This is a genomic window from Streptomyces silvae, assembly GCF_016745505.1.
Taxonomy (GTDB): domain Bacteria; phylum Actinomycetota; class Actinomycetes; order Streptomycetales; family Streptomycetaceae; genus Streptomyces; species Streptomyces silvae.
In genome coordinates, this window is sequence record NZ_JAERUC010000164.1 from 15,093 (window position 1) to 38,306 (window position 23,214).

Genomic DNA, 23,214 nt, shown 5'->3' on the forward strand with positions numbered 1-23,214 from the left:
GGCGTCAGAACAGCTTGCCCGGGTTGAGGAGCCCCAGCGGGTCGAAGGCGGCCTTGATGCCGCGCTGCACCTCGACGCCCACCTCGCCCAGCTCACGGGCGAGCCACTCCTTCTTCAGTACGCCGACCCCGTGTTCACCGGTGATGGTGCCGCCCAGTTCGAGGCCCAGCGCCATGATCTCGTCGAAGGACTCGCGGGCCCTGCGGGACTCGTCGGCGTCGGTGTGGTCGAAGCAGACGACGGGGTGGGTGTTGCCGTCGCCCGCGTGGGCGCAGACACCGATGGTCAGGCCGAACTTCTCGGCGATGGCCGCGGTCCCCTCGATCATCGCGCCGAGCTTCGAGCGCGGCACGCACACGTCGTCGATCATCGTGGCGGACTTGACGGTCTCCAGGGCGGGGAGGGACAGCCGGCGGGCCTGGAGCAGGAGTTCGGACTCGGCGACGTCGTCGGCGGGCACCACCTCGGTGGCGCCGGCCGCCGTGCACAGCTCCCCGACGGCGGCGAGGTCGGCCGCCGGGTCCGGGGTGTCGAAGGCGCAGAGCAGCAGCGCCTCGGTGGTCTCGGGGAGGCCCATGGACGCCATCGCGTTGACGGCGTGCACCGTCGTACGGTCCATCAGTTCGAGGAGTGACGGCGTGTGTCCCCGCTCCATGATCCGGCACACCGCGTCGCAGGCCGCCGCCGCCGACGCGAACTCGGCGGCCAGCACCAGCTGCTGCGGGGGCTGGGGCCGCAGCGCGAGCACCGCCTTGACGACGATACCGAGGCTGCCCTCCGAACCGACGAAGAGCCGGGTGAGGTCGTAGCCCGCGACGCCCTTCGCGGTGCGCCGTCCGGTGTTCAGCAGCCGCCCGTCGGCCAGGACGACCTCCAGGCCCAGGACGTACTCGGCGGTGACGCCGTACTTCACGCAGCACAGGCCGCCGGACGCGGTGCCGATGTTGCCGCCGATCGTGCACATCTCCCAGCTGGAGGGGTCCGGCGGGTAGTAAAGGCCGTGCTCGTTGACGGCGCGGGACAGCGTGGCGTTGACGACGCCCGGCTCGACGACGGCGATCCGGTCGACCGGGCTGATCTCCAGGATCCGGTCCATCTTCACCAGGGAGAGCACGATGCAGCCGTCGGAGGCGTTGGCGGCGCCCGACAGGCCGGTCCGCGCGCCCTGGGGGACGACGGGGACCCGCAGGGCGGTGGCGGTCCTCATGACGTGCTGGACCTCCTCGACCGTGCGCGGGAGCACCACGACGGCGGGGGAGCCCGCGTCGCAGAAGCTCGCCATGTCGTGGGCGTACGAGGCGGTGATGTCCGGGTCCGTGATCAGTGCCTCGGCCGGGAGACCCGCGCGCAGTCGTTCGAGGAGAGCGTCCATGATCCAAGCGTGGCACCCGGGGCCAATGGTGTGAACCCGTCTGCGTCACCCATCACGGAGCGCGATGCGATCTTCGTACTGACGCAGAGTGATGGCCATGGATGCCAAGCCGCAGCAGAACCCGGAGCCGCCCCCCTCCACCCTGCCGCCCCAGGGTGCGACGTCCGTCCCGCCGCCCCCCGCGCCGATGCGCACCACGCTGCGCAGGGCGGCGTTCGGCGCGGTGGCCGCAGCCGTGCTGGTGGCCGGCGCGGTGATCGCCGTACCGGATGACGAAGGGGAGGCCGCACCGCCTGCGCAGGGTCCCGTCGCACGGGCCGAGTCCGCGGCGGCGGCCGGCTCCCCCGCCTCCCTGTCCGACCTGACCGCCCTCATCGGCGACCGGCAGAAGTGGGTGGAGACGCACCCCGCGGACGCCCCGTCCTGGGCGGTGCTCGGCACGGCGTACGTGGAGTGGGGGCGCCGGGCGGCGGACTCGGCGTACTACACCCGGGCCGAGCAGGCCCTCCAGCGGTCGCTGGCCGCGCTGCCCGGTGAGCGCGGGAACGTGCAGGCCTGGGTGGGTCTCGGGGCGCTCGCCAACGCCCGGAACGACTTCCTCGCCGGGAAGAAGTGGGGCGAGACGGTCCGCTCGCGGCAGCCGAAGGAGTGGACGGCGTACCCGGTGCTGATCGACGCGTACAACGGCCTCGGCGAGTACGCGGCGGCGGCCAGGGCGACCGAGAAGTTCGGCACCCTGCGCAAGGGTGCCCCCGCCCTGGCCAGGACGTCCGAGATGTACCGCAACCAGGGCTGGCGCGAGGACGCCCTGGCCACCGCGCAGGAGGCGGCGGACCTCGCCGGCGCCCCGGCCGCGAAGGCGGCGGCCCTGCACCGCCTCGGGGACCTGGCCGCCGAGCGCGGGGAGCCGGCGGAGGCCCTCGCGCAGTACGACGCCGCGCTGCGCACCGACCGCGGCCACCTCCCGTCGCTGGCGGGCCGGGCGCGCGCCCTGGCGGCCCTGGAGCGTACGGACGAGGCGCTCGCGGAGTACCGGACGGTGACCACGAAGCTCCCCCGCCCGGAGTACGTGCTCGAACTGGGCGAGCTGTACGAGTCGCTGGGCCTCGACGGTGACGCGCGCACCCAGTACACGAAGCTCCGGGACCTGCTGACGCGGGCACGGACGGCCGGGGTCGACGAGTCCCTGACCGAGGCCCGCTTCGAGGCGGACCACGGTGACCCGGAGGCGGCGGTGGAGCTGATGCGCACCGAGTGGGCGGCACAGCGCCGCAGTGCGGCGGTCTCGGACACCCTGGCCTGGGCGCTGCACCGGGCGGGGCGCAGCGAGGAGGGCATGCAGTACGCGGAGCGTGCGGTGGAGACGGGCGTACGGGACGCCTCGTACGCCTATCACCTGGGGGCGATCGAGAGCGCCCTCGGCCAGGACGGTCCGGCCCGCGGCCATCTGGAGGAGGCTCTGCGCACGAACCCGTACTTCTCGCCGCTGGCCGCTCCGCTGGCGCGGGAGGCCCTGGACGCGCTGGGTGAGCCGGCGGCGGGCGGCCCGGAGGCCGTGCAGCCGTCGGGTCCGGAGCCCGGCCCGTCGCAGGAACCCTCGCGGGGTCCGGACAAGGGGGCCGACAAGGAGGCCGAGAAGGAGCCCCGCCGGGAGCCGGGGGCGGGCTCCGGGCCGGAGCCATCGGCATCCACGGGCTCGGCGGGCTCGACCGGTTCGGCGGGCTCGGGTGGTTCCACGGGCTCTGCCGGCTCGGACGACTCCACAGGTGCGGCAGGCGCCTCCGCGGCCCCGCGTGCGAAGCCCGGAGCGGCCACGGCGTCCCCGTGACCCGCATGCGTGAGGGCCCCTCTCCCGGCCGGAGAGGGGCCCTCAGCCGTGCCGGCTACAGGTTGCCGCGCTTCTCCTGCTCGCGCTCGATCGCCTCGAACAGGGCCTTGAAGTTGCCCTTGCCGAAGCCCATCGAGCCGTGCCGCTCGATCATCTCGAAGAAGACGGTCGGGCGGTCCTGGACCGGCTTGGTGAAGATCTGCAGCAGGTAGCCGTCCTCGTCACGGTCGACGAGGATCTTCAGCTCGCGCAGCGTCTCCACGGGCACGCGGGTCTCGCCCGCCCACTCCCCCAGCGTGTCGTAGTACGAGTCCGGGGTGTCCAGGAACTGCACACCGGCCGCCCGCATCGCGCGTACGGACGAGACGATGTCGTTCGTGGCGAGCGCGATGTGCTGGACGCCCGCGCCGCCGTAGAACTCCAGGTACTCGTCGATCTGCGACTTCTTCTTCGCGATCGCCGGCTCGTTGATCGGGAACTTGACCTTGAGGGTGCCGTCGGCGACGACCTTCGACATGAGGGCGGAGTACTCGGTGGCGATGTCGTCGCCCACGAACTCCTTCATGTTGGTGAAGCCCATGACCTTGTTGTAGAAGGCCACCCACTCGTTCATCCGGCCGAGCTCGACGTTGCCGACGCAGTGGTCGACGGCCTGGAAGGTGCGCTTGGCCGGCGGCTCCACGATCGGGGCGGCGGCCGTGTAGCCGGGGAGGTAGGGGCCGTCGTAGCCACCGCGCTCGACCAGCGTGTGGCGGGTCTTGCCGTACGTGGCGATGGCGGCCAGGACGACCGTGCCGTGCTCGTCCTTGACCTCGTGCGGCTCGGTGATGCCCCGCGCGCCGTGCTCGACGGCGTACGCGTAGGCCGCGCGGGCGTCGGGCACCTCGATCGCGAGGTCGACCACGCCGTCGCCGTGGGCGTGCACATGGTCGGCCAGGAAGGTGCCCCATTCGGTGGACGCCTTGATGACGGAGGTGAGGACGAAGCGGGCGGAGCCGTTGGTCAGGACGTAACTCGCGGTCTCGCGGCTGCCGTTCTCCGGTCCGGAGTAGGCGACGAGCTTCATGCCGAAGGCGGTCGAGTAGTAGTGCGCCGCCTGCTTGGCGTTGCCCACCGCGAAGACCACCGCGTCCATTCCCTTGACCGGGAAGGGATCGGCCTGCCGGGCGGTGTCGGGGGTGGTGTGCACAGTCTCAGTCATGTCCGAAGGTTCCCGCCGCTCCGCAAGGTGCGCAACAGTTCGCGGATCCCCTGGTCAATCTGACCACCCGGACGCCAGGATGGGCGGGCTGTCTGTACAGGCTGACCATCGGGAGGCGGATCATGGCGATCGATCGACTGGACGGCCGGCTCATCGTGCTGCTGGCCCGCGAGCCCCGGATCGGCGTGCTGGAGGCGTCGCGGCGGCTGGGAGTGGCGCGTGGGACGGTCCAGGCGCGCCTCGACCGGCTTCAGTCCAATGGCGTCATCCGCGGCTTCGGACCGGACGTGGACCCGGCGGCGCTCGGCTACCCGGTCACCGCGTTCGCCACCCTGGAGATCAAGCAGGGCCAAGGCGTCGACGTGCGGGCCCATTTGAGCAGCGTGCCCGAGGTCCTCGAACTGCACACGACGACCGGCCACGGAGACATGCTGTGCCGGCTCGTGGCCCGCTCCAACGCCGATCTCCAGCGGGTGATCGACCTGGTCCTCGGCTTTGATGGCATCGTGCGGGCCTCCACGGCGATCGTCATGGAAAATCCGGTGCCCCTGCGTATTATCCCGCTGATCGAGCAGGCTGCAGAGGACACCGCCTGAGCCTACGGAGCACCATGTGAACTTCTGGGAGTATTTGGGCACTCGCCACCAGCAACTGCTCACCGACACGTATCAGCACGCCAGCGCCGTCTTCCAGTGCATGGTCATCGCTACGCTGCTCGGTGTCCTGATCGGTGTGATCAGCTACCGCAGCGGCTGGGGCGGATCGCTCGCGATCACGTCCACCTCGGCGATCCTCACCATTCCGTCGCTCGCCGCGATCGGTCTGCTGATTCCCCTCGTCGGTCTCGGGGTCCCGCCCACCGTGATCATCCTGACCCTGTACGGGCTGCTGCCCATCGTCCGCAACTGCATCGTCGGGCTGCGCGGGGTCGACCCCGCCCTCGTCGACGCGGCGAAGGGCATCGGCATGTCCCGGGCCCGTCGGCTGCTGAAAGTCGAACTGCCCCTCGCATGGCCGCCGATCCTCACCGGCATCCGGGTCTCCACCCAGATGCTGATGGGCATCGCCGCCATCGCCGCCTACGCCTCGGGCCCCGGACTCGGAAACGAGATCTTCCGGGGCCTCGCCTCACTCGGAAGCGCCAACGCCATCAACCAGGTCCTCGCCGGCACGATCGGCATCGTCATTCTCGCCCTGCTCTTCGACGCCGCGTACGTGCTTCTCGGGCGACTCACCATCTCCAGGGGGATCCGTGCCTGAGACCGTCACCACGCCCTCGGACTCGGCCTCGGCCCGCCCGGCGAGCACCTCGGGCGCCACCATCCAGCTGGAGAACCTCACCAAGTCCTACCCCGGCAGCCCCTCCCCGGCCGTGGAGGACGTGTCCATGGACATCAAGGCCGGTGAGACCGTGATCCTCGTGGGCCCCTCGGGCTGCGGGAAGTCCACCACGCTGAAGATGATCAACCGGCTGATCGAGCCGACGTCCGGGCGGATCAGGATCGGCGACGAGGACGTCACCGACATGGACCCGGTGAAGCTGCGCCGCAAGATCGGTTACGCCATCCAGTCCTCCGGTCTCTTCCCGCACATGACGGTCGCGGAGAACATCGCCCTCGTGCCGAAGATGACGGGCTGGTCGAAGTCCGGGGTGAAGGACCGGGTCGAGGAGATGCTCGACCTGGTCGGCCTCGACCCCCGGGAGTTCCACGGCCGGTACCCGCGCCAGCTCTCCGGCGGCCAGCAGCAGCGGGTGGGCGTGGCGCGGGCCCTGGCCGCGGACCCGCCGGTGCTGCTGATGGACGAGCCGTTCGGTGCGGTCGACCCGATCACCCGCGACCATCTCCAGGACGAGCTGATCCGCCTCCAGCACGAGCTGCACAAGACGATCGTCTTCGTCACCCATGACTTCGACGAGGCCATCAAGCTGGGCGACCGGATCGCGGTACTGCGGGAGCGGTCGCACATCGCGCAGTTCGACACCCCCGAGGCCATCCTCACCAACCCGACGGACGACTTCGTCTCCGGCTTCGTGGGCGCGGGCGCGGCCCTGAAGCGGCTCAACCTCACCCGCGTACGGGACGTGGGGATCGCCGACTTCCCCACGGTGACCGTCGAGGACCCGCTCCAGTCGATCTTCAACAAGCTGCGGGACGGCCAGCACAACGAGCTGCTGATGCTGGACCGCCGCAACCGTCCGTACAAGTGGCTGCGGCGCGGCGATCTCATGCGGGCCAAGGGTTCGCTGGCCAGGGCCGGACAGCTGGTGCACGACACGGTGACCCGGGACGCCACCCTGCACGACGCGCTGGAGGCCGTGCTGACCGACAGCGGTGGGCGGGTCGCGGTGACGGGGCGGCGCGGCGAGTTCATCGGCGTCGTCGACATGCAGACCCTGATGAACTCCGTGCAGGAACTCCTGGAGGCGGACCGCCTCGCCGCGATGGAGCACGAGCACGATCTGGAGGAGCTGCGCTCCCACCGGACGGAGCAGGAGCTGGAAGGGGGTGACGGCGGACTGTGACCCCCAGTCATCAGGCTCCCCCCAAGGGGCAACGGCCGCCCGGGGAACACGAGGTGGGCGGCAAGGCCTTCCGTGACGAAGAGGCCGAGCCCACCCCGTCGTCCGCACCGGCGCGCCGTATCACCTGGAAGAAGCTCGTGGTGGTGCCGGCCGTCTGCGCGGTCGTGCTCGTGGTGACCTACCTGTGGATCTCCAACGTCGATCTCGACTCGATCGCGGAGAACTCGCTGGCCGGCGACAACGTGCAGGTCCGCTGGTGGCAGCACGTCAGGCTGACCGCGATCTCCACCTTCTGGGTGCTGATCATCGCGCTTCCGCTGGGCATCGCGCTGACCCGCCGCGGTCTGAACAAGGCCGCCCCCGCGGTCACGGCCCTCGCCAACATCGGCCAGGCCACGCCCGCGATCGGGCTGCTGGCGCTGCTGGTGATCTGGCTGGGCATCGGCCCGTCGACGGCCATCACCGGCATGGTGATCTACGCGGTCCTGCCGGTGCTCTCCAACACGGTGGCGGGGCTGAACCAGATCGAACCGACCCTCGTGGAGGCGTCCAAGGGCATCGGGATGTCCGCGATGGGCACCCTCACCCGGATCGAACTGCCGCTGGCCGTCCCGCTGATCCTCGCGGGCGTACGCACCGCCCTGGTGCTCAACGTGGGCACGGCGACCCTCGCCACCTTCGGCGGCGGTGGCGGGCTGGGCGACCTCATCACCTCCGGGATCCAGACCCAGCGCATGCCCGTGCTGGTGCTCGGTTCCGTACTGACGGTGGTGCTGGCACTGCTGGTGGACTGGCTGGCTTCGCTGGTCGAACTGTGGCTGACGCCGCGCGGACTGGAGGAAGCGTGAGGGTACGTACGGGCCTGGCATCGGCGGCCGCTCTCGCCCTCCTGCTCACGGGGTGCGGGCTGAAGAGCGGGTCACCGCTGGTGGACGAGGTGGAACCGGGATCGCTCGGCAAGGGACAGCCCCTGAAGGGCGCCTCTCTGACGGTGACCTCGAAGAACTTCAGCGAGAACATCATCCTCGGGCAGATCATGGGCCTGGTCTTCAAGGCGGCCGGCGCCGAGGTCCTGGACAGGACGAACCTGCCCGGGTCGATCAGCGCGCGTGAGGCCGTCGTCAAGGGCGAGGCCGACGCGCTGTACGACTACACGGGTACGGCGTGGATCACCTACCTGGGTCACGCGAAGCCGATCGTGGACCCGCAGAAGCAGTACGAGGTGGTCCGCGACGAGGACAAGGGCAACGGAGTGACCTGGCTGCCGCCGGCCACCCTCGACAACACGTACGCCCTGGCCATCAGCAAGGGGAACAACGCCAAGTACAAGCTGAAGAACCTCTCGGACGTGGCCGCGCTCGCGAAGAAGGACCCGAAGGCCGTGACGGTCTGCGTGGAGAACGAGTTCGCCTCGCGTGACGACGGGCTGCCCGGCATGCAGAAGCACTACCGGATGAATCTCCCGGCCTCGAACATCAAGAAGATGGACGCGGGGATCATCTACACCCAGGTGAACTCAGGGGGCTGTCTGCTGGGCGAGGTGTACACCACCGACGGCCGGATCAAGGCGATGAACCTGGACGTCCTGGAGGACGACAAGCAGTTCTTCCCCAACTACAACGCCGCCCCCGCCATCCACACGGCGACCCTCGACAAGTACCCGCAGATCGCCGAGCTGCTGGCGCCCATCACCGAGAAGCTGACGACGCCGCTGGCGCAGGAGCTGAACTCCAAGGTGGACGTGGACGGGCAGGACCCGCACGAGGTCGCCAAGGACTGGCTGGTGAAGGAAGGTTTCATCAAGGAGGGCTGAGCGGAACGGAGTCTTCCTGACGACGTCCAAAGAAGTCGTTGCAAAAAACGTGTTGCAAAGCAGTCTTTGCAACTCTATGGTCATGGCATGCCACCGAACGAGCCGGAGCGCCGGCCGACGACGCCGTACGCCGATGACCCGACCATCCACCAGGTCAACGCCCGCACTCTGCGCGGGCTCGCGCACCCCTTGCGCATCCGGCTGCTGAACGCCCTCCGGGAGTTCGGCCCCGCGACCGCCTCTGGACTCGCCGACCGGCTCGGCGAGTCCAGCGGGGCGACCAGCTACCACCTGCGTCAGCTCGCGACGTACGGCTTCGTGGAGGACGACCCGGAGCGCGGCAAGGGGCGTGAGCGGTGGTGGAGGGCCGTCCACATGGGCACCACCTTCAACACCAGCGCCTTCCTGGAACACCCGGACGCCGAAGTGCGTGGCGCCGTCGGGGTCGTGCTCCACGAGATCGCCGGCACGCACGCCCAGGAGCTGAACACCTGGCTCGGGACCATGCACGAATGGCCCGAGGAGTGGCGCCGCACCTTCGACCTCAGCGACTTCAAGCTGCGGCTCACCCCTGAACTCTCCATGGAGCTCGCGGAGAAGATGCAGGACCTGGTGAACAGCTACCGGGGCCGCGTTCCCGACGACGCCGAGGACTCGGCCATCATCCGCACGCACGTGCACATGTTCCCGCGTCCCACCGACTGAGGGGGTTCACCGCCATGCACAGCGACATCCATCTGCTGCTCCACACCTACCGCTCCGCCGAACTCCGGCATGAGGCGGCCGAGTTCAATCCCGTACGCCCCGGACTGCGCCACCGGATGGGCTGGACGCTGGTCGAGCTGGGCCTCCGGCTGGCACAGAGCCGGCCGCACCCGCAGCCCGCCCGCGCCGCGCGAACGGCCTGACGGTGGACGGGGGGAAGCATCCGCGACATCCGGGGCATCCGCGGCGCCGTGTACCGCTCGCCGCGGTCCTGGCGGCCAACTCCATCTCTACGGCGGGGACTTCGCTCACGCTCATCGGCGTACCGTGGTTCGTCCTGGAGACCACCGGGAGCGCCGGCCGGGCCGGGGTCGTCGCCTTCTGCGCGACCCTGCCGATCGTGGTCGCCGCCCTCATCGGCGGACCTCTCATCGACCGGGTCGGCCGGCGCCGGGTCTCCGTCGCCTCCGACACGATCTGCGGCGCCGCGGTCGCGGCCGTGCCGCTGCTGCACCAGGCGGGCGCACTCCACTTCTGGATGCTGTGCGCGCTGATGGCGGTGAACGGGCTGGCCCACACGCCCGGCAACACCGCGCGTTACGTCCTGGTCCCCGACCTCGCCGAACAGGCGGGCACCACGCTGGCCCGGGCCGCCAGCCTCTTCGACGCGGTGTCGCGGGGCGCCCGGATGGTCGGCGCCGCGCTCGCGGGCGTACTGATCGCCGCCACGGGCGCCGAGACCGTGCTCCTGCTGGACGCCGCCACGTTCGGGCTGTCCGCGCTGCTGGTCGCGGCGGGCGTACGGGGCATCCGCTCGGCGGAGCCGGACAAGGCCGCGGCCCCGGTGTCACTGCGCACCTACCGCACCGAGCTGCGGGAGGGGTACTCCTTTCTGCTGGGCAACCGGCTGCTGCTCGCCGTGGTCCTCATGGTGATGTTCATGAACGGCACGGACCAGGGCTGGTACGCCGTCCTGCTGCCCGTGCACGCCGAGGGCGAGCTGGGCGGGGCGACCGATCTGGGGATGCTCACCGCACTGTTCGGCGCGGGCGGGCTGACCGGCGCCCTGCTGTACGGGGCGGTGGGGCACCGCTTCTCGCGGCGGGCGGTGTTCACGGTGTGCGTGGTGCTGTGCGGCGCACCGAGGTTCGTGGTCGCCGCCCTGACCGGGACCACGCTGCCCCTCGCGGTCACGATGGCGCTGGGCGGGGTCGCCGGCGGGATGCTCAACCCGATCCTGACGACGGTGACGTACGAACGCGTCCCCGAGGAGCTGCGCAGCAGGGTCTCGGGTGCCCTCACGGCCGGCTGTGAGCTCGCCATGCCGGTGGGCGGGCTGGCGGCGGGCCTGCTGGTCGAGGGGATGGGCGCGACCGGGGCGCTGCTGGCGATGGGCGGGGTGTACTTCCTGGCGACGCTGAGCCCGCTGGTCTTCCCGGCCTGGCGCACCATGGAGGCCCCGGAGCCGCAGGTCAGCAGCCCGGAACCGAGCCCCCCTGATCCAGGGCCCGCAGCGAGGACACCGCGCTCCTCAGTGTCGTGACGGCGACCAGCCGCAGGCCCTCGGGCCGCTCGGCCTTCGCCTGCTTGCACTCGGCCTTCGGCACCAGGAAGACGGTCGCGCCGTCACGCCGGGCGGCCTGTGTCTTCAGGGAGACCCCGCCGACCGCGCCGACCGTACCGTCGGCCTCGATCGTCCCCGTACCGGCGATGGTGCGGCCTCCGGTCAGCCCGCCGCCGGAGCCGTCGTCGGAGAGCTTGTCGATGATGCCGAGCGAGAAGAACAGGCCCGCGCTCGGACCGCCGACGTCGGCGAGGTGCAGGGTGACGTCCACCGAACCGGGCTTCATGTCCAGGTAGTTCAGGGCCGCGTCGACGGCGACGTTCTGCGACTCCTTCATGTCCTGGAGGTTGTGCTGCTCGATCTCCTTCTCGGAGTCGCCGGTCGGATAGACGGAGTCACGCGGCATGACCGCGCGGTCCGTCCTGAACCAGCTGTCCACCACGTCCCCGACGCCGATGTCGGCGGTCGGCGCGGTGGCCAGGATGGTGGTCATCAGCAGCTTGCCGTCGGTGGGGTGGGTCGGCGCACCCTTGATCGTGATGACCGGGGTCCCCTTGTCCTTCCCCAGGACGTCGGCGGTGGTGCCGGGCTGGGCCACGGTGAACGGCAGCGGCGCGAAGGCGGCCGTACCGAACAGGGCGAGGACGGGCAGCGCACAGAGGGCGAGGGCGCGGGGGCGGGAGAAACGAATGGCCACCCGCCCAATCTATCCGCCGTACGCCTCCGGCCCCGACCGGCCCGGCGTCCTCACCGGGGCGGCCGGGGCCGGAGGCCTACGGCGGGTGCTCGTCCTAGCGCAGTGCGTCGGCGACCTCGCGGGCCGCGTCGAGGACCCTCGGCCCGACCCGTTCGGGTACGGCGTCGGCGAGCATGACCACGCCCACGCTGCCCTCCACGCCCGAGACCCCGACCAGCGGCGCCGCGGCCCCGCACGCCCCGGCTTCTAGTTCGCCCTGGGTGAGGGTGTAGCCCGGGTGGTCGACCGTCTTCTGCCGGGCGGTGAGGATGGCCCGGCCCGCGGCGCCCCTGTCCAGGGCGTGACGGAAGCCGGCCCGGTAGGCCACGTGGTAGTCGGTCCAGGTCGGCTCGACGACGGCGACCGCCAGCGCGTCCGCCCCGTCGACGAGCGTGAGGTGGGCGGTGGCCCCTATGTCCTCGGCCAGCGAACGCAGCGCGGGCAGGGCCGCCTCCCTGACCAGCGGGTGCACCTGCCGGCCCAGGCGCAGCACGCCCAGACCCACTCGGGCCCGGCCGCCCAGGTCACGCCGTACGAGCGCGTGCTGTTCCAGGGTGGCGAGCAGTCGGTAGACCACGGTGCGGTTGACACCGAGTTTGTTCGACAGCTCGGTGACGGTCAGGCCGTGATCGGTGTCGGCGAGCAGTTTGAGGACTCGCAGTCCCCGGTCGAGCGTCTGAGAAGTCTCCGCGGTCACGACGCCCTCTCCCTCGTGGTGAGCGGGGCGGTTTCTCTCCGGGATGCCGACGCCGGTCCCACGGCGACGCACCGAGAGGCCGCCGACTGGCCATGGCACCGGCTGCGCTCCGCGGCCACACTGCCACGGGGCGCTCATGTTTCGGGGACATTAGCGAGCGGGTCCGCTCAGCGGAAGACCTCGTCCAGAATCCGGTCTCCCTCCGGAACGGCACCGCATAACCGCCGGTCAGCGGAAGACCGTCCGGAACGCGAACATCTACGCGCGTTCAAGTCGGGTGACGCCGCGGCAACGCTCCGTGCATCACGCGTGAACGATTGTTAACTTGCTGTGAATAAGTGCCGCAAAAATTTTCCGGCCGAGGGCGCCCAGGACCCTCTCGCACGCCCCCCGAGGGACGGACCCGCCCCTCGCCCTGATACCCGACGACACCGCGGCCCCGGTGCGCGAGCAGGAAGTGATCCGCTCGCGCACCGGGGCCCACAAGGTCGCTGGGCTGCTGGGCTGCCGGGCTGCCGGGCAGCCGGGCTCAGCGCATCCGGGTGGCCCACTCCTGGACCTTCTTGATCCGGTCCTGGATCTGTCCGGCCGTCGCCTCCGCGCTCGGCGGGCCGCCGCAGACCCTGCGCAGCTCGGTGTGGATCACCCCGTGCGGCTTGCCGCTCTGGTGCGTGTACGCCGAGACCATCGTGTTGAGCTGCTTGCGCAGCTCCAGCAGCTTCTTGTGCGTGACCACCGGCCGGTTCTCGGCCGCCTTCTCCAGCAGGTCCGCCTCTTCCGCCGGCTTCTGCCTGCTGTGCGCGATCTGCCGGGTCTGCCGCTTCTGGAGCAGCAGCTGCACCTGGTCGGGTTCGAGGAGGCCGGGGATGCCGAGGTAGTCCTGCTCCTCCTCGCTCCCCGGGTGCGCCTGCATGCCGAACTCGGCGCCGTCGTACAGCACCCGGTCGAAGACCGCGTCGGACTCGAGGGCCTCGAAGGGCAGCTGCTCCTCGGTCTCCTCGTCCTCGAGCTTCTCCGCGTCCGCGAGGAGCTGGTCCTCCTCGGCGAACGGGTTCTCCTCGTCGCTGCCCTTCTTCGGCTTGTCGAGCACGTGGTCGCGCTCGACCTCCATCTCGTTCGCGAAGTCGAGGAGCATCGGGATGGTCGGCACGAAGACGGAAGCGGTCTCGCCCCGGCGCCGCGACCGTACGAAACGGCCGACGGCCTGGGCGAAGAAGAGCGGCGTCGAGATGGTCGTGGCGTACACGCCGACCGCGAGGCGCGGGACGTCGACGCCCTCCGACACCATCCTGACCGCGACCATCCAGCGCGAATCGTCCTGGCTGAACTTGTCGATCTTCTTCGACGCCGCCTTCTCGTCGGAGAGGACCACGGCCGGGGACTCGCCCGTCACCTTCTTGAGGATCTTGGCGTACGCGCGTGCCGACTCCTGGTCCGTCGCGATGACGAGCCCGCCCGCGTCCGGAATGCCCTTACGCACCTCCGTCAGCCGCTTGTCGGCGGCGGACAGCACGTTGGGGATCCACTCGCCGGTGGGCGCGAGGGCGGTGCGCCACGCCTGCCCGATGGCGTCCTTGGTCATCGGCTCGCCGAGCCGCGCGGCGATCTCGTCCCCGGCCTTCGTACGCCAGCGCATGTTGCCGCTGTAGCTGAGGAAGATCACGGGGCGGACGACCCCGTCGGCCAGCGCGTTGCCGTAGCCGTAGGTGTAGTCGGCCGAGGAGCGCCGGATGCCGTCGTTGCCCTCCTCGTACGCGACGAAGGGGATCGGGTTGGTGTCGGACCGGAACGGCGTACCGGTGAGCGCGAGCCGCCGGGTCGCCGGGTCGAACGCCTCCTGGCAGGCCTCGCCCCACGACTTCGAGTCACCGGCGTGGTGGATCTCGTCGAGGATCACGAGCGTCTTGCGCTGCTCGCACCGGTTGCGGTGCAGCATGGGCCGCACGCCGACACCGGCGTACGTGATCGCGACCCCGTGGTACTCCTTGCTCACGGGGCCGGCGCTGTAGTCCGGGTCGAGCTTGATGCCTATGCGGGCCGCGGCCTCCGCCCACTGCTTCTTCAGGTGCTCGGTGGGCGCCACGACGGTGATCTGCTGCACCACATGGTGGTGCAGCAGCCATGAGGCGAGGGTCAGCGCGAAGGTGGTCTTCCCGGCGCCGGGGGTCGCGACCGCGAGGAAGTCGCGCGGCTGCTCCTGGATGTACTTCTCCATGGCACCCTGCTGCCAGGCGCGCAGCTTCCCGGCCGTCCCCCAGGGGGCGCGGCCGGGAAAAGCGGGTGAGAGGTGGTGGGAGGCGGTAGTAGTCACGGTCTCCGGTTCAGGGCACTCGGGTACGTGGGCGGCTGCCGATACGACAACCGGGCCACCCTACCGGCGGGCGGAGCGGAACCCTCCCTGGACGACGCCGCCCCGGAGCATAATGCGACAGCTGTCACACCTCGGCGACGACCAGCTCCCGCAGGCCTTGTGCGATGACCTTCACCTCGTCCATCTCGCCGGTTGCCACGGCGATGACCAGGCGTTCCGCCGCATCGATGTCCGGGCGCAGATCCACTCCGTTCATCGCCAGGAACGACACGCAGGACAGCCACGCCGTTCGCTTGTTGCCGTCGAAAAATGGATGGTTGATCGCAAGGGACTGGAGGAGCGCGGCGGCCTTGTCGATCACGTCCGGGTACGCCTCCTCCCCGAACATGGCAGCGGAAGGGCGGTGCGCCGCGGACTCCAGGAGCCCGGCGTCCCGCACGACGACCTGCATGTCGGAGCAGGCAAATCCCGCGATGACGAGGATGTCCTCGGAGGAGAGGTAGACGCAGGTCACTTGAGCCTGTCCATGAGCTCGCCCCACTTGGCCGCCTGCTCCTTGGCGGTCTTGCGGACGATGGCCTCCTGCGCCGTCCGGGCGAGGTAGTCGTCCACAGCCTTGAGCAGTATCGCGTGCATGCTGGTGCCTTCCTGCTCGGCCCGCTGCTTGAGAGCCTCGGTCTGGTCGTCACGGAGACGCAGGTTCATAGCCATACCAGAACGGTACCACCGCGTGGGGCCAAAGCAGTACCATGAGCGCCTACCGAGGTTGCACCCGACTCGCCACCCACACCCCCACCAGCGCCACCGCCGCCATCGGCAGGAACACCACCGTGAAGGCCCCGGGGTGCGCCGTGGCCGTACCGCTTCCCACGGCCCCATGGGCGGCCGCGCCCACCGAGCCGCCGCCGAGCGCGGCGAAGGCGGCGCCACCGGCGGCGAGCAGCAGCGCGTTGGACAGGCCGTCCGAGATCTGGAGGGCGGCCGAGTTGGCCCCCGCCTCCTGCGGGGCCGACAGCTTCAGCAGCAGCACACTCGTCGACGCGATCACCATGCCCATGCCGAAGCATCCGACACCCCAGACCACGGCGAGCGTCCACACCGGCACGGACTCGATCAGCACGGCGGCGCGGCGAGGATCGACAGCGTCACGAGCACCATGCCGGCGACCATGAGGGCCCCCCGGTGCGGCTCCAGCCGGGGCCGGGCCAGTACGTACGAGCCGAGGGCCCAGGTCAGGCCACCGGCGGCCAGGGAGAGGCCGGCCAGGGTCGGGGAGAGGCCGCGCTGGGTCACGAGCATCAGCGGGACGAAGGACTCCGCGACGATGAACGAGCCGGCCGACATCCCCCGCAGCAGGATCACCGCGGGCAGCCCCCGCGCCGCCCGTACGGTCCCCGGCGGCAGCAGCCCGCGCACGGCGGGCACGAGCAGCGCGGCACCGGCCAGCGCAGGGACCAGGGACAGCCACCGGAGCTCCTGTCCGGCGTACTGGAGCAGCCCGGCGCCCGCCGAGATCCCGAGCGCGAGCCGAATGCGGCGCCGGTCGAACGGCTCGGCCGCCGCCTCCGCGTCCGCGGCCCCTCCCGCCATCCGCCGGATCGCGGGGAGCGCGAGGCCCAGCGGCAGGAGGATGAGGACCGGGATGCCGACGAAGACCCAGCGCCACCCGAGGTGCTCGGTCACGGTCCCCGAGGCCAGCGGGCCGACGACGGACGGGACGATCCAGGCCGCCGAGAAGCCGGCCATGATGCCCGGCCGGATCCGCTCCGGGTAGGCCCGCCCGATGACGACGTACAGCGCCACGATGACGAGCCCGCCACCGACGCCCTGGACGGCCCGCCCCAGGATGAACGTCCACATGTTCGCAGCGGTCCCGGAGAGCAGCAGCCCCGCCCCGAAGGCCCCGATCCCGGTGGCGAGCGGGGCGAGGGGCCCGCGCCGGTCGGCCCACTGCCCGGAGAGGACCATGGCGAAGAGGCTGGTGGTGAAGTACGCGGAGAACGCGAACGCGTAGAGCGGGATGCCGTGCAGCTCACGGGCCGCGACCGGCATCGCCGTACCGACGGCGGTCGCCTCGAAGGCGATGAGCAGGACGACGGAGACGATGCCGATGCTGAGTGCCCGGTAGGTCCGCCCGAGGACGCCTTCCGCCGGCTCGGCGACGGAGGTCTCGACTATGGCGGCGGTGACCTCGGCGTCACTGGGTTCCAGGGCAGTCATGAGCCCCAGAGTAAGGGCCACACCCCCGGATGACCCCTGTCGGTGGGCGGTATCCGGCTGGTCCCTTCGTCGTAGGCCCGTGGACTGTTTCATGAACGCGGCATGGCAGTCACGTTGCGGCCCGCCCGCATCCCTTGGCCGGGCCCCGGCGGGCCCGTACGGTCGACAGCAGATCAAGAAACGCACGGCCGTGTGCCCGAGAGGTTCAGGGGCTCGACTGCAACTCGAGTTACACCGGTTCGAATCCGGTCACGGCCTCCACGCGGGAGAACCCGAAAGGAACGGCCGCCCCCATGGCGCGGGGGCGGCCGTTCCTGCGTGCCGCCGTGGTGTCACCCTTGGCAGGGGGACTCCGGGACCGCTACTTCGGCGTGAGCACGGGAGTCTTCGGCAGACCGCCATTGTTCTGGCAATCGGGTTCCTTCACCGGCTGGAGCGCCATGGCGTGGAGGATCGTCATGTTGCGGTACTCACGCGTGTCAGGCGCGTCGCTCTCCCGCGCCCGAAACCGCCCTGGATCCGGAGCGGCGTCTTGTCCGAACCGTCCAACTGCGGACTCACGCATGCGAAGTAGAGCGATGCGCCACCCCGCCTGGCAGAAGACTGCACACCCATGGTGGCATCGCCGCCGTCGGACCGGCGAATAGACCGCCGCACACCTCATCGGCCCCGACGAATTGGGCGGGCTCCTCCTCCCCGGCGCCGCATGCCACTCCACCGGCACCCAGAACCAGGGCCACCCCCACAGCCGTCAGCAACCGCCGCACCCTCGCGTCTCGCGTTCGGTTCAACCCATCCACCCATTCACCACTGTTGGCCCGCCGACAGTGCCATGCGCAGCTGGGTGATCCTGGTCGTGAATCCGCGAACCAGGGGGTCTTCTTCATGTCAGCCGCTGCAGTTGTTCGTCCAGTCCTCTGTCAGGTCGGACTGCTCGCTGTTCAGCCGCACCTCAACTCCTTCTGAGCGAAGGTCACGAACTGCGCTATCAGGCCGCGAAGAATGCGACGGTTCTCTGCCGCCTCGGCACCCGTGCTCGGCTGGTCATACGCATAGAGGTCCATCTCGACGTACCGGCCCGGACCGCTCTCCTCTTTCGAGGGCCCGCAATCGATGTAAGAGGCGGCCCCGTTGTACCAGAGAATACCCTCCTCTCCAATCTTGATCGGCTCGGGTTCCGACTTCTCCCAACCACTCCAGTCGATATTCTCCCTGAAGTCGAACCGGCGAACAGAAGCCTGGAATCTTGCCGGACCGTCGATTTGCAGGGTACACGTGGCGGACTTGGAGCTCTCCGAAAGGAACTGCGGACGTATGTAGGACTGAACATCCTTCCCGGGCGGCAGGAGCGACGACACATCTTTTGATTCGAAGACATCCCAGCAGAATCGATCGGGAAGTTCCGGGACCGTCTCCACATCCTCGGAGCAGCCGGCGAGAGGCGCAACCAGTGCCGCCGACACCAACGTTCCCGCCACCGCCTTCGCGAATTTCCGCATGCCTACTTCCCTTTCGGATGAGAGCTATCGATCATGCCGCGCCCGATGGAGTGCGCCCCGGCGGCCTCCGTCGAGGCCGAGCCCATGTAGTCCTTGTAATCATCAGAGGTAAGCCCCGCCGCCCTGCCAGCTGCCGCGACGGCAGCGACGGCAGCATCCTTCGTGGCACCTTCCGCACGCACATAGCCGTCCAATGCCTCCTGGCGACCCTCTTTCGTAGAGTCGTTTTCTGCGCGCTCCAAAGCAGATTCAGTAATGTCTTCCTGCATCCACTCCACCGCGTCACCCCCAACGGGAAGCATTTCTACATATTTGGCCCCGACGGCCGAGATGATGCGATTGGTCCATTTGGCATTGTCCTCAGTTGATTTGTTGTACTCGTCATCCAAGTGCGCATGCATTTCGTGCGTCGCATAGGCTCTCGCCTCGGTCATGATTCCCGCGATTTCACCTCCGGGATGAACCGCGTTACGCACCGCTTCCCCCATATCCACGTGCTTCTCAGGGTGCGTAAACACATCGCTCACGAGCGCCGTGGTGTAAGCCTGCTGCGCGTTGGTGATCGCACCGTATGCCTGTGGGTCCTGGGCCACCGCACCGAGGAAACCGGCCATCTGACCCTTGTCGAACTCCGCCAGTTTCCCGAACGGCTTGATCTGGCCGGCACCGTTTTCCGCCGTGGCCTGCAAATCCGGCATGTACTCGGCGGCCATGTTGCCGAACTGCTGGGAGAGCCCGTTGAGCGGACCCGGTGGGTCGCCGGGCTTGGCGGCCACGAGCTCGGGCTCCGTACCGATCTTCTCCACGACCTGCTCCATCACTTGGGCCATGGCCTTGCTGTGAGAGACCGGTGGTGCGTCGTCGTCACCTGGCACGCGGCCGGTGACCGCCGCTTCCAGGGCGTTGCCCATGGCCGTCTGACCGGGGGTGGACTCCCCGTCGACCACAGCGTCGTACCAGTCGGCCATCGGCTTCTTGTCGAGCATGTAGTCGACCACGCCCTGCGCGTCCTTGCCCTTGATCTCGGCGTCCGACAGCGTGACGATGCCGTCCTTGTTGGTGTCCTCCCGGATTCCCTCGTTGAAGAACTCCGTGGACGCAGCAGGGTTGTTGCTCATCGCTTCCATGAGGCCGGTCATCGGGTTGAAGCCCTTGCCGCCGGTCTCGTCGAGGTTGATGGCCATCTTCAGGTCGTGCGGCAGGTTCTGGGCCCAGATTTCCGGGTTCTTCTTGTCCAGCGCCACCATGTCGCGGCCCACCGTGGTGAGGAAGTCCTTGTCGTACGTCCCCTCCCGGAGGAGCGCGCCGAGCGCCTGGTAGCCGTAGACCTTGGTACCGATGCCGGTGACCGCTGACACGTCCATCTCCTCCCGGCCGGCCTTCAGGAGTTGTGTGGTCCAGGTGGCATCCAGATGGTTCGGGGTCGAGGTCTGGGTGGCGAGACCCAGCATCGCCCCCATGTCGCTCTGCATGTTGCGGACCACGGCGGCCCGGTCCTGGCCGGCGGGGCCCAGCGACGTCGCGTCCAGCGACAGCTTCGTGTACGCCTCGAGAGTCCCCTCCGCGCCGAGTCTGCGGTAGAAGGCGGTGGCGAACTCGGGATCGTCGCGGTTGTCGTCGATGAGGTCTCCGAGTGCCTTGAGCGCCTTCACATTGCGGGCGGTGCCGCCCTCGCCCGTGACTGTCTTCATCAGGGCGGCGGCGCGGTCCACCTGTTCCGCGTCAAGGCTGGAGAACTTGGGCGCACTGAAGTCCTTGGCGTCCCGCACATTGGCCAGAAGGGCCCGCTTCAGCGATTCGTCGGCGTCGGAGCAGTCCTCGACGAGCCGGTCGATCCGCTTCTGCCAAGCAGCCACGGCGGTTTCCTGCTTGTGCAGAGCCTCGGGATAGCCGGGCTCGTGGCGCGCGCCGACATCGTCCTTCAGGTCGTGCCGGGGCGTCACCTTCCCCGCGGCGCTGATCAGGATTCCAGCCTTCCCCGCTTCCTCGTCCCTGATCCTGACGAGCTCATCCCGGGCGATCTTGAAGGACGTATGGGCGTCCGCGAGCAGCAGCTTGATGCCCTTGGCCTCGGCCGCCGCGTCCTCGAGCTCCTTGGCCGTCTTGGATATGAAGGGCTTGGTGACAGCCGCGTTCACGCCGTCCCAGTCGGCCTTGTCCGCCTTAGCCTTCATACCGTTACGGGCGTCGTCGGCCAGTATCTCCAGCTTGGTGACCATCTCCGCCCAGTCATCAGCGGCAGCCTTCAACTTGCCCACAGGGGCATCGACAACGTCCGCGTACGTCAGTCCCGACTTCACTTCTGCACTCCCCCGACCACCACTCCCACGACTGTCACCAGCCTCTCACTCCCTGTGGTCGCACTGGCTCCCGGGCTGCCCAGTTGGCGGAAACCCAACTGGTACAGGGTCGGAAAAGCCCGGCCATCCCTGCATCCGGACCTCACCGCCGCCGGTACGGCGTTGCGGATGTCCGGCGCGACCAGGACTGGCGGGCGGTCGGTCAGCCCTTGACCGCACCCGCCACGAATGCCGTCCACGCAGCGGGAGCGACGGCGAAGGTGGGGCCGTCGGTGACCTTGGAGTCGCGGACGTGGACGGTGTGGGGGCAGGTGGCGACCTCGACGCAGGCCCCGCCCTCGTTGTTGCTGTAGCTGGACTTGAACCAGGAAAGTCCGGGCCCGTCGCTCACAGTTGCCTCACCTTCGTCTCGATGGTCTCCACGGACTTCCATGGGTTGAGCGCCTGCGCCCGCAGGATGCCGAAGAGATCGAACATGTCGCCCACCTGCTCCGGCTTCGAGATCAATCTATCGCCGCCCTGCCCCTCCGCGAACAGCAATGTGCGGCCCTCCCCCGTGGACATCAACTGCATCGGTCCGTTCAACCCCGCATGCGTGTGCTGAGCCGACGGCATCACCTGCACCGTCAGGTGGTTGAAGCGCTCCACGCAGTCGAGCACGTGCCGCAGTTGCTCCTTCAGCACCTCGGGCCCGCCGAGCGTCCGGTCCAGGACCGACTCCTCGATGACGTACCCGATGCGCGGCGGCGGCGTGCGCGACAGCACCGTCTGCCGCTCCAGCCTCGCTCCGACGTGCCGGGCGATCTCGTCCTCCGTGTACGCCGGTACGCGCGACCGGTACAGCGCGTGCACGTACGCCTCCGTCTGGAGCAGGCCCGGGATCAGCATCGTCTCGTACGCGCTGATCACCCGCGCGTTCCGCTCCAGCTTCGCCCAGTCGAGGAACTTCGGCGGGTACTTCTCCTCATCCACCAACTCGCAGCACGCCTTCAGCGCCCCGCCCGCACCGAACACCCGGTCCGCGTCGAGCAGCAGGTCGCGTGACGGGATGCGTTCGGCGCGTTCGACGGCCCCCGTCAGCGACTCCGAGATCAGCAACCGCTCCGCCGCCTCCTTCTGCGTGAAGCCCGCCCGCACCCGGTGGATGCGGATCAACTCCCCCACCAGCCGCCGCCCACGCGTCGTCTCGCCACTCGTCCCCACAGTCATCACCACCCTCCCCACATCGCATGGATGTGGATCGCGTCCTCCTGGTCACGCTACGCAGTCACCGCGATGCTCATAGCCATGACGAGCAAGAAGCTCCCCGAATGGGTACCCGCATCGGGGCTCCAACTCCGCCTCATCGGCATCCACTTCGATGCCATCCGGCTGCGCGGCGTCCGAGGGGAGGCTGTGCTGCACCACCTAGCCACCCTCACGGACGGCGATCCGGGGCCCGTCGTGCGGGAGACCGCGGGGGCGCGGTGGACTTACTTCCTGCTGGAACCCGGCGTCAGCCAGGACTTCGACTGGCCGCAGGGCGCGAAGTGCTTCGGCCCGGCGGCCCGCGACCAGTACGTGGGGATTCCAGCAGCCCACGGCAACACGTATCCGCTGAGCTGGCGGTGCGGGCCCCCGCAGGACGGGGATTTCGTGGACGCGGAGCTGCTGTACGGACTGGTGATGGCCCAGCTCGCCCTGCCGGGTGACTGCTCAGGGGGTGCGCATCAGGTTGCGGAGGCCTGCGACGAGGGCCGGGACGTCGCGTTCGACCTCGGCCGGGGCTGCGGTCCCTGACGATTCCGCCGGCTGGTGCGTGGTCGCGCAGGGGCGGCACAGACCGTCCGGGAGCGCCTCGGCCGGGCCGGGGCGGCCGCAGTCGGTGCACTCGACCAGGAGCTCGCGTGCAGGACGAGAGGCAAGCGGGCCCGGGGCCGGCACGGGCAGGTGGGGCGGCATCTTGTCGGTGAGGCGGCGGCGTACCAGGCCGATGGGTGAGCCGATGCGCTCGGGGAGCCCGGCGGTGAGCGCCGAGGTCAGGTAGTCGGCGCTGACACCTCGCGCGAACCATGCGGCGGCGAGCGGTTCCAGCGCGGCGCAGTCGGCGGCGGAGAGCGCCAGGCGGGGTTCGCTGCGGCCGAGTTCGGCGAGGGTGAGGTAGGCGGGGGAAGGGGTCGCGACAGCCGCTGGGGTGCCTGCGCCTGACTCCTCCTGCGGCGCCGGGGGCAGCGTAGCCAGGTTCGGGTTGGGTCGCTCCCCAGTGCGCTGCTGGGGCACGACCGCCGGCTCGGGTGCCTGCTCCGGGGCGTTGGTCGACTCGCCTGCGAGCCTGGCGGCCCACCACTCGTTGTCGTGGGCGGTGCGTGACCAGTAGGTGAGCGTCACCCACCGGCACTGGCCGTCCCCTTCGACCCGGCAGCGGACGCGGCGCAGGTGTCCGGCCACGGCGAGGGCCCGCAGCG

Annotated in this window: 22 protein-coding genes, 1 tRNA gene and 1 pseudogene; 11 read left to right on the forward strand and 13 right to left on the reverse strand. The window is 69.7% G+C overall.

The annotated features are described in order from the left end of the window. Positions 1–4: 4 nt before the first annotated feature. Complete coding sequence (locus tag JKV81_RS25905) at positions 5–1,372, reverse strand: FAD-binding oxidoreductase (RefSeq protein WP_129263544.1); 1,368 nt, start codon at positions 1,370–1,372, stop codon at positions 5–7. A gap of 97 nt (positions 1,373–1,469) precedes the next feature. On the opposite strand from JKV81_RS25905, the gene JKV81_RS25910 reads away from it, so the two are divergent. Next, on the forward strand, positions 1,470–3,200 hold the full coding sequence (locus JKV81_RS25910; protein WP_202078037.1) for a tetratricopeptide repeat protein: 1,731 nt from the start codon (positions 1,470–1,472) through the stop codon (positions 3,198–3,200). Between the two features lie 55 nt (positions 3,201–3,255). On the opposite strand, the gene hppD is transcribed toward JKV81_RS25910, so the two are convergent. Next, a complete protein-coding gene (gene hppD, locus JKV81_RS25915) occupies positions 3,256–4,401 on the reverse strand; it encodes a 4-hydroxyphenylpyruvate dioxygenase (RefSeq protein ID WP_124276216.1) in 1,146 nt (381 codons plus the stop codon). A gap of 122 nt (positions 4,402–4,523) precedes the next feature. Between hppD and JKV81_RS25920 the strand changes: the two genes are divergently transcribed. The 8 genes from JKV81_RS25920 (at position 4,524) to JKV81_RS25955 (ending at position 10,986) form a co-directional block, all read left to right on the forward strand. Continuing rightward, positions 4,524–4,997: an Lrp/AsnC family transcriptional regulator gene (locus JKV81_RS25920; protein WP_129263550.1), complete on the forward strand. Its 474-nt coding sequence runs from the start codon at positions 4,524–4,526 to the stop codon at positions 4,995–4,997. Between the two features lie 16 nt (positions 4,998–5,013). Beyond that, positions 5,014–5,661 carry an ABC transporter permease gene (locus JKV81_RS25925; protein ID WP_202078039.1) on the forward strand — a complete coding sequence of 216 codons (648 nt, stop codon included), beginning with the start codon at positions 5,014–5,016 and terminating at the stop codon, positions 5,659–5,661. Then, positions 5,654–6,925, forward strand: coding sequence for an ABC transporter ATP-binding protein (locus JKV81_RS25930; protein ID WP_129263555.1), 1,272 nt, complete (start codon positions 5,654–5,656; stop codon positions 6,923–6,925). Before JKV81_RS25925 ends, JKV81_RS25930 begins: the two co-directional genes overlap by 8 nt. Further along, positions 6,922–7,773 (forward strand): ABC transporter permease, encoded by an 852-nt coding sequence (locus tag JKV81_RS25935; RefSeq protein ID WP_129263558.1) that lies wholly within the window; start codon positions 6,922–6,924, stop codon positions 7,771–7,773. Before JKV81_RS25930 ends, JKV81_RS25935 begins: the two co-directional genes overlap by 4 nt. Next, positions 7,770–8,738: a glycine betaine ABC transporter substrate-binding protein gene (locus JKV81_RS25940; RefSeq protein ID WP_129263560.1), complete on the forward strand. Its 969-nt coding sequence runs from the start codon at positions 7,770–7,772 to the stop codon at positions 8,736–8,738. Before JKV81_RS25935 ends, JKV81_RS25940 begins: the two co-directional genes overlap by 4 nt. Positions 8,739–8,825: 87 nt before the next feature. Continuing rightward, positions 8,826–9,443, forward strand: a complete 618-nt coding sequence (locus JKV81_RS25945; protein ID WP_129263563.1) for an ArsR/SmtB family transcription factor — start codon at positions 8,826–8,828, stop codon at positions 9,441–9,443. A 14-nt stretch (positions 9,444–9,457) separates the two neighbouring features. Continuing rightward, positions 9,458–9,646: a hypothetical protein gene (locus JKV81_RS25950; protein WP_129263566.1), complete on the forward strand. Its 189-nt coding sequence runs from the start codon at positions 9,458–9,460 to the stop codon at positions 9,644–9,646. Positions 9,647–9,648: 2 nt separating this feature from the next. Then, positions 9,649–10,986, forward strand: a complete 1,338-nt coding sequence (locus JKV81_RS25955; RefSeq protein ID WP_202078040.1) for an MFS transporter — start codon at positions 9,649–9,651, stop codon at positions 10,984–10,986. Here the strand turns inward: JKV81_RS25955 and JKV81_RS25960 are convergent. The 6 genes and pseudogenes from JKV81_RS25960 to JKV81_RS25985 form a co-directional block, all read right to left on the reverse strand. Then, positions 10,916–11,704 carry a S16 family serine protease gene (locus JKV81_RS25960; RefSeq protein ID WP_124276208.1) on the reverse strand — a complete coding sequence of 263 codons (789 nt, stop codon included), beginning with the start codon at positions 11,702–11,704 and terminating at the stop codon, positions 10,916–10,918. The genes JKV81_RS25955 and JKV81_RS25960 overlap by 71 nt on opposite strands. A 94-nt stretch (positions 11,705–11,798) precedes the next feature. Next, entirely contained in the window at positions 11,799–12,440 is a 642-nt protein-coding gene (locus JKV81_RS25965; RefSeq protein ID WP_099172898.1) for an IclR family transcriptional regulator, read from the reverse strand. A gap of 529 nt (positions 12,441–12,969) precedes the next feature. Next, positions 12,970–14,751 (reverse strand): DEAD/DEAH box helicase, encoded by a 1,782-nt coding sequence (locus tag JKV81_RS25970; RefSeq protein WP_129263575.1) that lies wholly within the window; start codon positions 14,749–14,751, stop codon positions 12,970–12,972. Between the two features lie 124 nt (positions 14,752–14,875). Continuing rightward, complete coding sequence (locus tag JKV81_RS25975) at positions 14,876–15,265, reverse strand: type II toxin-antitoxin system death-on-curing family toxin (protein ID WP_129263578.1); 390 nt, start codon at positions 15,263–15,265, stop codon at positions 14,876–14,878. After that, the gene (locus JKV81_RS25980) at positions 15,262–15,462 is read right to left on the reverse strand and encodes a ribbon-helix-helix protein, CopG family (protein WP_129263580.1); all 201 of its coding nucleotides are present in this window, start codon (positions 15,460–15,462) and stop codon (positions 15,262–15,264) included. Before JKV81_RS25980 ends, JKV81_RS25975 begins: the two co-directional genes overlap by 4 nt. A gap of 46 nt (positions 15,463–15,508) precedes the next feature. Beyond that, positions 15,509–16,971, reverse strand: a pseudogene (locus JKV81_RS25985) (MFS transporter). A 186-nt stretch (positions 16,972–17,157) separates the two neighbouring features. On the opposite strand from JKV81_RS25985, the gene JKV81_RS25990 reads away from it, so the two are divergent. Then, a tRNA-Cys gene (locus JKV81_RS25990) sits at positions 17,158–17,232 on the forward strand. 680 nt (positions 17,233–17,912) lie between these two features. Here the strand turns inward: JKV81_RS25990 and JKV81_RS25995 are convergent. The 4 genes from JKV81_RS25995 to JKV81_RS26010 form a co-directional block, all read right to left on the reverse strand. Further along, a complete protein-coding gene (locus tag JKV81_RS25995; protein ID WP_129263586.1) occupies positions 17,913–18,470 on the reverse strand; it encodes a hypothetical protein in 558 nt (185 codons plus the stop codon). Positions 18,471–18,472: 2 nt separating this feature from the next. Beyond that, positions 18,473–20,770: a DUF6571 family protein gene (locus JKV81_RS26000; RefSeq protein WP_307820606.1), complete on the reverse strand. Its 2,298-nt coding sequence runs from the start codon at positions 20,768–20,770 to the stop codon at positions 18,473–18,475. Between the two features lie 202 nt (positions 20,771–20,972). Continuing rightward, positions 20,973–21,203 carry a DUF397 domain-containing protein gene (locus JKV81_RS26005; RefSeq protein WP_202078042.1) on the reverse strand — a complete coding sequence of 77 codons (231 nt, stop codon included), beginning with the start codon at positions 21,201–21,203 and terminating at the stop codon, positions 20,973–20,975. After that, entirely contained in the window at positions 21,158–21,979 is an 822-nt protein-coding gene (locus JKV81_RS26010; protein ID WP_202078045.1) for a helix-turn-helix domain-containing protein, read from the reverse strand. The genes JKV81_RS26005 and JKV81_RS26010 overlap by 46 nt, the downstream gene beginning before the upstream one ends. A 78-nt stretch (positions 21,980–22,057) precedes the next feature. Here JKV81_RS26010 and JKV81_RS26015 point away from each other — a divergent pair, with 78 nt between their 5' ends. Continuing rightward, positions 22,058–22,549, forward strand: a complete 492-nt coding sequence (locus JKV81_RS26015; RefSeq protein WP_236057748.1) for a hypothetical protein — start codon at positions 22,058–22,060, stop codon at positions 22,547–22,549. Here the strand turns inward: JKV81_RS26015 and JKV81_RS26020 are convergent. After that, positions 22,466–23,214: MarR family transcriptional regulator (locus JKV81_RS26020; protein ID WP_202078047.1), on the reverse strand; the 749-nt coding region annotated here is incomplete at its 5' end. The genes JKV81_RS26015 and JKV81_RS26020 overlap by 84 nt on opposite strands.